This is a genomic window from Agrobacterium sp. 22-209-1, from assembly GCF_053522485.1.
Genome location: NZ_JBNWCH010000015.1, coordinates 62,516 through 72,877 on the forward strand (window position 1 = coordinate 62,516; position 10,362 = coordinate 72,877).

A 10,362-nucleotide genomic window follows, 5' to 3' on the forward strand; every position below is an offset into this window, starting at 1 on the left:
CGAACGCCTGTGAGTGATATACACAGACATTGCATCAGTCATGGGAGGCAAGTATGGACAGTGACTTAGTTGGCATCAATGAAATTGCGGCAATGGCGGGAGTTACGACTCAAGCTGTGGCCAACTGGCGGGTGCGTTCATCTGACTTCCCGCAGCCCCTGCAGGAACTGGCATCTGGTCCGGTATTCCGCCGGGCTCAGGTTCGGGCCTGGCTGAAGCGCAACAACCGGAGGCTCGGTTCCCTTGAGGCCTCGTCGTCGTACTATCCGCGCCTCAAGAGCTTCCGAAATGACGATGATGCGCTCTCAAGCTGCATCGAGGAGATTGTGGACCAGCTTGAGACAGAATCCACCACTGGCGATAGGCCGGGCATGCTTCTCGGCAAAATCCAGTCAGGAAAAACGCGAGGTTTTGTAGGAATTATCGCCAAGGCCTTCGATCGTGGATTCGATGTAGCCATAGTGTTGACTAAGGGCACCAAAACTCTTTCAGCTCAGACAGTTCGCCGCCTCGAAGCGGACTTCAAGGAATTCATTGATGATGACGAGTTCCTCGTTCTCGACATTATGAATCTTCCAGGGACGCCTCGTCGTAGCGAATTGCGCCGAAAAGTCGTGATCGTAGCGAAAAAGCAGGCGCGCAACCTCGAGCGGCTCATTAATTTCATCAATGACCATGAGGACCTGCAAGGTCGCAAGGTGCTGTTGGTCGACGATGAAGCCGATCTCGCCAGCGTTCGGTTTACACGTAAGAAGGGCGATCCGACCATCAACCAAGGTACGATCGCCGATCAAATCGATCAGCTCCGCGGTATGACGGAGGGCATCGCCTTCTTGCAGGTCACAGCAACTCCATACTCGCTCTACCTTCAGCCGGAGGGCTATGAGGACGACGCGAACGGTTCGAATTACATTTTCAAACCCAAGCGCCCCGTCTTCACCGAGCTGCTGCCTATTCATTCCGGCTATGTGGGTGGTGACGACTACTTCGGTTCATTCGAAATGGATGATCCGCGCTCAAAATTAGTCGTTGAGGTTGGTGAGCCGGAGCAGGATGCGCTTCGGCGCGCGGACAGGCGCCGCATAAGTTCGGACAATGTCCTTGAAAGCGATAACGTCGCCGGCTTGCGACGAGCCATCATCACCTTCGTGGTTGCAGTGGGCGTTCGGCGATGGCAGCAGCGCGAGGCGGGAGACCGCGCGAAGAAGTACGCGATGGTAATCCACAACGACATCCAGCGGTCCGCACATGCTTGGCAGGATCAGGTGATCGACTGGATCTTCAGTGCTATCGTGGATGCTGCCGAAAATGATCCGGATGCGTTGCGTCCGCTGTTTAACGATGCCTTCGACGATTTGGAAGCATCAGTCCTCGCGGACCAGGGGCGCATGCCGCCCCGTGACGACACTTTCGATGCCTTCATCGATGCTCTGCAGAGCGACGATGTGGTGGTCGAAAAGGTGAACTCTGACACGGATGTCATGGCTCTACTCGATGCTAATGCGGAGCTCAAGCTGCGCACGCCCTACAACATCTGGGTCGGTGGCAACATCCTCGATCGCGGCATTACCATTCCGAACTTGATCTCTTTTTACTATGGTCGCAACCCCAAGACGATGCAGGCGGACACTGTACTGCAGCATTCGCGAATGTATGGCAATCGCGACCGACGCGATCTCGCCGTCACGCGGTTTTACACCTCCCGTGCGGTTTACGATCGGCTCTACACGATCAATGCTCTCGAAGAGTCGCTGCGGACGGCCTTTAAGAACGGCGCCCACGATGCTGGTGTCGTGTTTATTCAATCTGACGCAGCCCGTCGCATTCGTCCTTGCGCGCCGAACAAGATCTTGCTTAGCGATGTAGTCGCCGTCTCACCCAATGACATGCTCCTTCCGAGCGACTTCCAAACCAAAGGGGGCACGGCGATGACTAAAATTCAGGCGGAGCTGGATCGCCTGATTAAGCCTGAGTGGCGCAACATCAACGACTTCGTTTCCGTAGACCGCGCGACGGCGTTGGCTATCGTCGATGCAATTCAGCAGAGCATGGAATTCGACACAGTTGAGTTCGAATGGAACGCCATGCGCGGCCTTATCGACTACTACGCGGATATGGCGCAGGGAGGCGATGGCAAAATCCTGATCTGGGCCGAGACGGGCAGAAGGCTGTCACGCTCCGGATCAGGCGATAAGTCCGGTCGGTCGATTCTCGGTACGGCGCTTCGCAAGAAAGTTCTTGATGAGCCGCGCTCGAAATCTGCCCTGGTTTTGCTTCAGCAAGAAGGCGGCCGGGATCTTGGATGGACAGCACACAAGTTCTGGTGGCCGTTGTTCGCGGCGCCCACTGACGCGGAGCCCTGTGTCTTTGCGACCAAGGTTGCAGTCTAATCTCCGCGGCGTAGCACGCACGATGAACTGAGTTTCCGCTCCCGCGAGCCGAGAAAGCGACACGGAGTTGCCCTTGCCAATCGACTACCTTCAGCAATTCCCGATCAATGAGGCCCTGCTTCCACCGCGCCTACGTTCGCTGCTAGAACCAGTAGGATTGGATCCGGCGCGCCGCGTTGACGTGAGCGAACTATACGAGCACGACCCGTACGGTCCGGCACGAGAATGCGTTCATATGGTCATGGCTGTAATGCCCGAAGCAGAGATGGATACCATGGGGCAACCGCGGGCTGCAGGCGATGGTGTGGTGTCCTTCTCGACACCGCACGTCGAGGGACAGGGCGGCCTCGAGAAGTACGTTCCGTCGATAGATGGCTTCGACTACATCGTCGCTTCTTGGGGATCGGGTTCGTTCTACACCTACATGCTAGCCGAAAAGGTATGGATGACCCTCGGACTGTCAATGCGCGTTATTGGCCAAGACGCGCAACGCGTGGTGTTCGACGACCTCGGCGCTCCCGAATTCGGAGTCGCTGAGGGTGAAATCTCAGGAAGCTATCACTACATCGCATCCCGGAACATTCGCTGGCGGATGGCCAACGAGTATCTCCGACAGTATCTCTGGGCGCGTGGCGCATGGGGTGTCCGGGTCTTCTACTATCAGACCCTCTTTCCAGATCTTCCTGAGATCCGGAAGCTCATGAATGGCAGGGCGCACGAGTCGATTGGTGGACAAGACTCCTGGTTCGAACTCGACATCCGCGAGGACGATGGCGGATTACTGGTTCAAATCTGGGCAAAGGTGTTCGCCGTCTCCCCAGACCGTTGTTCCTCCGTCAGCGCATATGGGCTGCGGTGGCCTGGTATCAACGGTGAAATGACCAAGCGTCGCGCCGAAGGAATTGTCGAAAGGCATACTATCTATCTGGATGACCGGTTTCTTGAGAAATATGAACAGAGCGGGTTCTATAGCACCTGTCCAATCGACTACCACGGACTCTGGCTGTGCAGCCCCTCTTACGGAGGACAATGGGGCTTCAGCGACTGTGTGCGGGTGGGACGCAACCTAATCAAAGTGCCCATTCGGGAGCTCTACAAGCCCAAGCCGGATCGCGAGATTGTCCATGCTTTCCAGTATGCCGTCTCTCCGGAGCAGGTTGCGCAGTTCGACCTCGCTGAAGAGCATATCGTCGCCAAGGTCGACAGGCTTGTTCGCGAGCTTCTGACCCTCGGGGACAACCTTTCGGGCCTTGGTGAAGCTGTCGGAATACCGAAGGATCCCGAGCAAATAATGAAGCTTTCCAGAAAGGAGATCAGAGCCAACGGCTGGACCAAGTTCCCAGAACTACAGCGTCTGGCTCAGGTGGCGCCATTATCTATGACAGAGCAGGCGTTTCTGGCGCGCTGTAAGAGCCTCCACGAACTCTACCAGCGGATCCCGGATGGGTTCATTCGCGGGATGGTCGAGCGAGCGGGCCATGCGCGCAAAGACGTGGCGAATTTTGGAAGCCTGAAACTGCTACAGGCGCTGACGAACATCGTTGAACGGTTGAATAGGGATGACGAACAGCTCGATGCGTTTGGCTCCGGCGCGGATCCAGCAGATCTCTCGGTCCGCAACGAGAAGATAGCGGCCCTGTTCATCAACAACGACCTGCGCATCGCCGATGCCCATAACGCGGGCGGGATTCTGCAAGCTCTCACCGCCTTGGGCTTCGACATCGCTGGGGCAACCAGCGGATACGGACATGCCCTCGATCTCGTATTCGACCAGGTGATCGCGTCCTTCGAACACTTCAATAAAGAACTCGGGTCGCTGCTTTCCCGGAAGGCCCTGACGGAGCCACGGATGGCTGGAAGCACGCAAGTGTAGATTATTGATCGGCCCAAGGTGTCCGTAATCGCCGCGCTGATACCCAGCCTGCGGTGCACATCATGTGGCGACAAAGATAACAACACCTTGGTCACAGGAAAGATGAAGCGCTAGACCTTGCAGCCCGATCGCCGACTCCAAATCATTCTCATCAGGCAGGAGGATCGCCCGTGCGAAAAGACGTTCTGCTGGGAGCATGCCGGAAACTGGATCTGCTTGGTGTGCAAACCTTCTACATCGTCGCAATTATTAACGGAACTATCCGTTAATAATGTTGCGGGCCTCTTGTTGACGCCGATTCCTGGAAGCGATCGATTAGATCTCGAATTGTTGACAAGGAGTTTCGCGTTATGGGTATGACGATCTTCGATTCCAAGGACCCGGCAGGCCGTGCCTTCCTCGAACTGGGCCTCATCACGGCTTCCATCGCCTCCACCATGTCCGAAGCCGCTGCCGCTGGTCGACAGGCCGTCGAACGCAGCAAGCAGCGTCGTGCCGCCTACAGGTATGCCTGCGAGCTGAACGAGGCCCGCGGACGTGCCGATGAACTCGGACGCGTGGCCATCCGGGCGGTTCGCCACGTCGCCAGCCTCGAAGCTGAGGTTCGCCGTCTCCATGTCGCTCTTGACCAGCGTCAGGCTCACATCGACCGTATGCGCAACGCAGGTTGATCTCATGGATTTGTCCGATAAGTCGATGGCCGAGCGGTGGGGCCAAGTCATCAACGAAATTCCGGAACTGTGGGATGCGTTGAGGATCTTCGAAATGCAAAATTGCTCGGTTAAGGGCGATTTCAAAGTTTGCGGCGATGCAGGGGTATCAATGCAGCGTGGCGGAGGGGGGCGTGAACTTCGGATTCGTGTTGGGCGCTCCTGAAGACAGGAAAAGCTCGGCATGGCGGTCTGCGAAGAACTCACGATGGTATTCGCGCTTCTCGTCTTCCGACATCTCGTCCACAATTGGCGCGGCTCCGGGGATCTTCAGGATCTTTGGAGCCGTTTCCACGTCGGCAGGCCGCAGCTTTGCCCGGTTCACCAGAAGCTTCCGAGCCTCTACACTGCGCCTGCAGGCAGTTTCACCGGATTCGCCTAGCATTACCAGATCGGCATCGGACAGGCGCATCAGCCAGTCCTGCTGTTCCATCGAAAGCGGTGCCAGGTTTACAGTCTTCCGAGACTCCTCCGAGGCCGTGCAATATGCGTGGACGACCTGCGCGGGTGTCATGTTGGCGTTAATGTCGTCGGTAGCTTCCTGTTGTCGACGGGCATCCTGCTCGGCGGTGACGACATCGGTCGTCTGGATGTTCTCGTGGCCGTCGGTGGGAGGCGGCGGGATCAAGCCGAATGAAACCCCTAGAAGATGCAGGAAAGCACCGATCGAATTCAGGATCGATCCGAGCCAGGAAAGTGGATTCCACCACTGAAAGTTTTTGAACATGTTGTCCTCCCATCTGTTCTGGGAGGATCATGTACGGTGGTAGCGCAACGGACAAAATGGCCGGTGATCATCACAGGAACTCCCTCAAGGCGAGTTTCAGAGGCCTAGCGGAATCGGTATCAGTTACCGCCGACGCGGGCGATCCATTGAAGTCGATGTTCACGCTGACCTGCGGCACCGCCTCGTGGCGGCCGAACAACCTCCTGACCGCCAGAACCGTGACCTTCACCTGCTGTTCGATCTCCTGATCGCGATGACGCTTGCCGAAGCCTCGATCGCTGGCGGCCTCTCTGCGCTGCCCCCAGAATATACTTGCAGACCTGCGGCTAGTCGGCGGGCAGATCGCAACGCTCATGGTAGCTGTCCCACGACATGTGGTGAACGGTGCGGACTTAGCGTCCGAGGAATTTGTGTTTTTCGCCGTCGATCAGGCAGACGATGCCGTGGTGCTGGATGGCTTCCTGAGGGGCCATGACAGGAACGAGCTTAGGCCATACGGCAGGGCCAGCGTTCATCTCGTCGAGGTCTTCGAGTGTCAGGCTTCGTGAATGCCTCGCCGAAGGCGTTGCGATACACAATCTGGTAGCATTCGCCACACAGAAAGCCTTATGGTCTCTCGAAGAAAGGCGATCATCCAAGACATGTCACTGCTAGAACAAAACGCCCGAATTCTTGCGGAGCTCGAGGAAGACTGGAGTGATCTCGGCCCGGTGCGTCGATTCCAGTTTCGTGGTCGCTTTCCTAACAGGTCCGATGAAGAGCCACAAAATACAGCCGACGAATTGGCGCAAGCGTTTTCCAACTTTGCCAGAGAAGAAGGCTGTGAATGCAGATCCTGGCACGATCAGTTTAATGATTGGTACGTCGATGTTTCAAAGGTGTTGGAGCCGACCTCGGTCAAAATTACCGCGCTGCAGGAGCGCCTGACAGAATTTGTTGATGGGCTAGAATACGGATATCTCGAAGGCTGGAACTACCCACCGAAGAAAGAGATCCGATTCTGGCCCGACTGCTCGGCTTCAAACAAGGAGGCTGCCAAACTCCGAGCTTCCGTGCTTTTCGGATCAGACCTCGTCACAGATCCGGTGAAATACGACAACTCCATCATTCGCCCCAGATCCAGGGTCTTCAAGGTAGTGCCATCAGAGTTCCTGCGGAAGGCGCAGGCAGGCCCTCCGAAAGACCCGCAGCCTACAGCGTCAGCTTTTGCCCAATGGGTCTATTCACTCTACGGCGAGGCCGATGGAACTGAGGAAGATATCGAACATGGAAAGCAAATCGAGAAAGATATCTGGGAACGGCGGCGCGCGTCAGCGAGCTGCAATGACAACGGATTTCTTCGAAGCATCGGATCGCCGTGGGTTCTCTTGCACAACGGCCTGCATATCCATCCCAACAGCAAACCCGACTATCACACCGTCCCACATCTGCGCGTAAAAGGGCAACCTCTGCGGCTTTCACCGGATCTGGTTTATAGCAACCGTCAATCCGGCGAGGTCAGCATCGTCGAGGTGAAACATTCCTATCTGCCTCTTACGAAAAACCTTTGGCCGAACGTCTGGGCGCAACTCTGGTGCTACGCACAGATCGAAGTCGCGATCAACGCTCCCAAGGTTACAGTGATCGGTGAGGTATGGAGCGAAATGTGGTCGCGGGGCTATGGGCGGGGCCGGAACAGGGTAGATGGGCAAAAGCTCGTCTGCTTGAGGGCTTCAGTCCGTCGTGATCCGCGTGCTGCGTCCTACGATCGGTTCTTTAGGGCCCTGTTCGACATCTACTCGGGCTGAGCGCCGTAATACCAAGCTTTAGAAACGAAAACCGGGTGGTAGCCGATCAAGGCCACCACCCGGTTACGAAACGATCACGGACAAATCCGCTGCTTATGAGACGGATAAAGCATGCGTTGACGGCTTCCCGCCGCGGACCGATCAAGTCAGGGACCATTCCGCTCAGGGGGAATCTCCATCGCGGATGGCGAATACCGAGAAATCGTTCGGCGTTATGAGCTTTCTGACCTCAGGTGGATAACAATTCCCGCCGCCCTCATAGTTCCGATAGACCGATTGGGCCTGCGCGTTCGTCAGCACATAGAAGGTGGGCGACATCGTTTGCAGATCGAGTTCGATAACACGAAGAAATCGGCATCACCCTTCTTCGTCCACTCGACAGGCCAGCGCGTGATCTCCGTCGGCCGCTTCAGGAACTGCCTCGTCTTCACCTCGATCGATCTCGGCAAGCCATCAATGACGACCATCACATCGTGACCGGGAGCGCCGTCCGGGCTCATGTACGCGGCAAGACCCAGCGTATTGAGCTTCGCGACCGTCAGCAGCTCGCCCAGCGTTCCGGCCTGATGTGACGAGAGCTTATCCATTCGTAGGCAGATCCTTGAGTATCAGCAGCCTGTTCCCCGGCCCGTAGGCCACGACCTTATCCTGCTCGAGCGCATCCAGGACAGCCATGATTTCGTCCTGCGTAAACCCGGCCGCGCTCATTGGAACGCCGATGTCGAATAGGTTGATCGACATTTCGGGCTTTGCCTTCAGTGCCCGCAGCCGTTCCAGTAGGGCGGTCTCGGTATCTGTGAATCTGCTCATGAAGGCGTTTTGGCTTTCCGTTGCCGCTCGATATAGCGGCGCTTATATCCCTGCTGATACTGGCCGTAAGACATCGATGCCTGAACGAACGGGTTCGCAGTATAGCTGTCGGGCGTGGCAGGGGGCATGAACATCGTGATTGCCATGTCCGAGTTCGCAGAGATCGGTGAAACTTCGACCTTCGACAACCTCAGCAGTTCGTCCGCTTCCTTAATCAGAAGGAGGTCGAGCTTACTTTTTAACGCCGCCCGTTCCTTCTCAGATGCCCGCTGGGCCGCCGCTGCCAGCAGCGCCAATTGTTCGCTTTTCCATTTGGTGCGTAGCCGCTTGAGGGCGGCAGCACGAGTAAAAACCTCGAACTCGTACCCCAAGGGATAAAGCTCCAGAATCGCCATTTTCAGGGTCTTCTTCTGGCCGCTTGCCCAGATCAGGTCAGCGATTTCGGGCAAATGCTTGTCGACGGCGGAACCCGTCGGCCGACCCATCTTTTTCGCTTCGCTCATTGATGCATTCCTTGTTTCCATAGTGAGGAATCTACCTCGCCACGGCCCGGGCACCAACAGGCATTAAGTGGCCGAAAGTCGGCTTGAAGCGTCAATAATGCGGATCCATGTCAGTTGCGGTTAAGGCCCTTCTCAACGATCCTTGAAAAGATCGGGCTCGTCGAGAGCTTGGGCGAGCCGATCCAACTCCTCGCGCCGCTCTGCCTTCGCGAGTTCGATTGCTAGCTCCGATTCTTCGAATGTCGTACTAAGGAAGGGGAGTAAATATGGATGGAGCCACCGGTCGATGGGCGGGTGAGATTTTTGCATGTTTAGATGCCACTGGCGTGCGTCTTCGAGGGGAGTAAGGAATCTATCAAGTTGGTCAGGGTGCGTGTTGATCAATCGTCTCGTTGGCGGCGCCAACATAATGCGAGAGGCAGCGGAGAACATCCAGAGAATGTCAACATCTGCCGCGAGCATGATGCGACGCAAAACGCAGATTATACCATTGGTTGTCAATGAGACGCGCACTAATGGATCTGGGTAATATTTATTAATATTGTATACCGCCTCGACCATCGTTCCAACTGCTGAACCCATACTTCTCAGTGCCGGATCAAAACGGTCTATCGGAAAATATTTTCTGTAAATAGGTGAGATGTTTCCTCCGCATGTCACAAGCGTCATCATGACTTTGGCTCCATAAAAGTCAGCCCAGTATTCGAGTGCGCGAATTTCAGAGGTTTCCGGCGGCTTGTCTTGCACGTGCCTATGAACGAGATGCGCTATCTCATGACCGAGGATCAGCAAATGTAGGTGGAGGCGGTCTGGTCCATCAATTACGTCCCTCGCCATATCTGGCGTGATGATGATTCGGGAGTTCGGGCCAGTGCCACGGATGCGCGCACTGTGAACAGGTTCTACGAAAATTCGGACCGATACCTCGCCGTCAGGATGAAAGAAGCTTTCAAAATCGGCCGCCGCTAGTCGAGCTAGTTTCTCGCCAGTCAGCACGTCATCGGGGTCGGAAGAGGTTTCGGAGTCTGACATTATATTCCGGCAATTGTGCGTGATCGTCATAATGTAGATATTAGTCAGCAAGAGTTTCTGAAATGGCGGCGGCTCCGAAGTATTTGCAGAAAAAGTTCCACAATGATGACTATTCCACTAAGTCATTGATATTGCTGACACACTGGAATCATTTGCCGCAGATTGGATTCATTTTCAACAGGAACTTCTTCTCAAGGTCAATGGAAGCTGGATCGCGCAAGGCTTCCAAGTACGGCTCGAACTCAGCCACCAGCTCCTCATGAAACCGTGTCCGGTTCACGGCAATATCGCCGTTGTCGAACTTCATCAACGGGCCGCTGATCCTGACTGTCATCCGTTCGGTTGCGCCGCTGTGGTGGAGAGCGCAGCGTCCCTGCTTGTAGAACTCCTCGGCCTAATCTGCCGCGACCATATGAACCGCACCGGCTTTGCCGGAGACCGTTTGGTTTAAGTTATGCGGCCAATGCTGGTGCGTCCAGCATGGCGTAGTATCGTTCCTCGGCCTCTGCAGGCGGAATGTTTCCAATGGG

Annotated in this window: 12 protein-coding genes; 5 read left to right on the forward strand and 7 right to left on the reverse strand. The window is 55.9% G+C overall.

What is annotated here, in order from left to right; all coding sequences use genetic code 11:
• Positions 1 to 53: 53 nt before the first annotated feature.
• The 3 genes from ACQZ48_RS22375 (at position 54) to ACQZ48_RS22385 (ending at position 4,934) form a co-directional block, all read left to right on the forward strand.
• The gene (locus ACQZ48_RS22375; RefSeq protein WP_448729479.1) at positions 54 to 2,390 is read left to right on the forward strand and encodes a Z1 domain-containing protein; all 2,337 of its coding nucleotides are present in this window, start codon (positions 54 to 56) and stop codon (positions 2,388 to 2,390) included.
• A gap of 73 nt (positions 2,391 to 2,463) precedes the next feature.
• Positions 2,464 to 4,263 carry a hypothetical protein gene (locus ACQZ48_RS22380; protein ID WP_448729480.1) on the forward strand — a complete coding sequence of 600 codons (1,800 nt, stop codon included), beginning with the start codon at positions 2,464 to 2,466 and terminating at the stop codon, positions 4,261 to 4,263.
• A 350-nt stretch (positions 4,264 to 4,613) separates the two neighbouring features.
• Positions 4,614 to 4,934 (forward strand): hypothetical protein, encoded by a 321-nt coding sequence (locus ACQZ48_RS22385; RefSeq protein ID WP_448729481.1) that lies wholly within the window; start codon positions 4,614 to 4,616, stop codon positions 4,932 to 4,934.
• 148 nt (positions 4,935 to 5,082) lie between these two features.
• Here ACQZ48_RS22385 and ACQZ48_RS22390 read toward each other — a convergent pair whose 3' ends face one another.
• Complete coding sequence (locus ACQZ48_RS22390) at positions 5,083 to 5,700, reverse strand: hypothetical protein (RefSeq protein ID WP_448729482.1); 618 nt, start codon at positions 5,698 to 5,700, stop codon at positions 5,083 to 5,085.
• A gap of 70 nt (positions 5,701 to 5,770) precedes the next feature.
• Positions 5,771 to 6,055 carry a hypothetical protein gene (locus tag ACQZ48_RS22395; RefSeq protein WP_448729483.1) on the reverse strand — a complete coding sequence of 95 codons (285 nt, stop codon included), beginning with the start codon at positions 6,053 to 6,055 and terminating at the stop codon, positions 5,771 to 5,773.
• Between ACQZ48_RS22395 and ACQZ48_RS22400 the strand changes: the two genes are divergently transcribed.
• Together ACQZ48_RS22400 and ACQZ48_RS22405 are read left to right on the forward strand one after the other, a co-directional pair.
• Positions 6,054 to 6,248, forward strand: coding sequence for a hypothetical protein (locus ACQZ48_RS22400; protein ID WP_448729484.1), 195 nt, complete (start codon positions 6,054 to 6,056; stop codon positions 6,246 to 6,248). The genes ACQZ48_RS22395 and ACQZ48_RS22400 overlap by 2 nt on opposite strands.
• A gap of 93 nt (positions 6,249 to 6,341) precedes the next feature.
• A complete protein-coding gene (locus tag ACQZ48_RS22405) occupies positions 6,342 to 7,487 on the forward strand; it encodes a ribonuclease E inhibitor RraB (protein ID WP_448729485.1) in 1,146 nt (381 codons plus the stop codon).
• Between the two features lie 293 nt (positions 7,488 to 7,780).
• Here the strand turns inward: ACQZ48_RS22405 and ACQZ48_RS22410 are convergent, their stop codons facing one another.
• From ACQZ48_RS22410 to ACQZ48_RS22430, 5 genes are all read right to left on the reverse strand, one after another.
• Complete coding sequence (locus tag ACQZ48_RS22410; RefSeq protein ID WP_448729486.1) at positions 7,781 to 8,074, reverse strand: hypothetical protein; 294 nt, start codon at positions 8,072 to 8,074, stop codon at positions 7,781 to 7,783.
• Positions 8,067 to 8,297 (reverse strand): hypothetical protein, encoded by a 231-nt coding sequence (locus ACQZ48_RS22415; protein ID WP_448729487.1) that lies wholly within the window; start codon positions 8,295 to 8,297, stop codon positions 8,067 to 8,069. Before ACQZ48_RS22415 ends, ACQZ48_RS22410 begins: the two co-directional genes overlap by 8 nt.
• Positions 8,294 to 8,800 (reverse strand): hypothetical protein, encoded by a 507-nt coding sequence (locus ACQZ48_RS22420; protein ID WP_448729488.1) that lies wholly within the window; start codon positions 8,798 to 8,800, stop codon positions 8,294 to 8,296. The genes ACQZ48_RS22415 and ACQZ48_RS22420 overlap by 4 nt, the downstream gene beginning before the upstream one ends.
• A gap of 132 nt (positions 8,801 to 8,932) precedes the next feature.
• The gene (locus ACQZ48_RS22425; protein ID WP_448729489.1) at positions 8,933 to 9,832 is read right to left on the reverse strand and encodes a hypothetical protein; all 900 of its coding nucleotides are present in this window, start codon (positions 9,830 to 9,832) and stop codon (positions 8,933 to 8,935) included.
• Positions 9,833 to 9,980: 148 nt separating this feature from the next.
• Positions 9,981 to 10,166, reverse strand: a complete 186-nt coding sequence (locus ACQZ48_RS22430; RefSeq protein WP_448729490.1) for a hypothetical protein — start codon at positions 10,164 to 10,166, stop codon at positions 9,981 to 9,983.
• Positions 10,167 to 10,362 lie beyond the last annotated feature (196 nt).

What these genes read in the sequence shown, in the direction of transcription:
- ACQZ48_RS22375 (WP_448729479.1), top strand. Translation starts at nt 54, where the DNA reads ATGGACAGTGACTTAGTTGGCATCAATGAAATTGCGGCAATGGCGGGA.
- ACQZ48_RS22385 (WP_448729481.1), top strand. Translation starts at nt 4,614, where the DNA reads ATGGGTATGACGATCTTCGATTCCAAGGACCCGGCAGGCCGTGCCTTC.
- ACQZ48_RS22390 (WP_448729482.1), bottom strand. Translation starts at nt 5,700, where the DNA reads ATGTTCAAAAACTTTCAGTGGTGGAATCCACTTTCCTGGCTCGGATCG.
- ACQZ48_RS22400 (WP_448729484.1), top strand. Translation starts at nt 6,054, where the DNA reads ATGGTAGCTGTCCCACGACATGTGGTGAACGGTGCGGACTTAGCGTCC.
- ACQZ48_RS22395 (WP_448729483.1), bottom strand. Translation starts at nt 6,055, where the DNA reads ATGAGCGTTGCGATCTGCCCGCCGACTAGCCGCAGGTCTGCAAGTATA.
- ACQZ48_RS22405 (WP_448729485.1), top strand. Translation starts at nt 6,342, where the DNA reads ATGTCACTGCTAGAACAAAACGCCCGAATTCTTGCGGAGCTCGAGGAA.
- ACQZ48_RS22410 (WP_448729486.1), bottom strand. Translation starts at nt 8,074, where the DNA reads ATGGATAAGCTCTCGTCACATCAGGCCGGAACGCTGGGCGAGCTGCTG.
- ACQZ48_RS22415 (WP_448729487.1), bottom strand. Translation starts at nt 8,297, where the DNA reads ATGAGCAGATTCACAGATACCGAGACCGCCCTACTGGAACGGCTGCGG.
- ACQZ48_RS22420 (WP_448729488.1), bottom strand. Translation starts at nt 8,800, where the DNA reads ATGAGCGAAGCGAAAAAGATGGGTCGGCCGACGGGTTCCGCCGTCGAC.
- ACQZ48_RS22425 (WP_448729489.1), bottom strand. Translation starts at nt 9,832, where the DNA reads ATGTCAGACTCCGAAACCTCTTCCGACCCCGATGACGTGCTGACTGGC.
- ACQZ48_RS22430 (WP_448729490.1), bottom strand. Translation starts at nt 10,166, where the DNA reads ATGACAGTCAGGATCAGCGGCCCGTTGATGAAGTTCGACAACGGCGAT.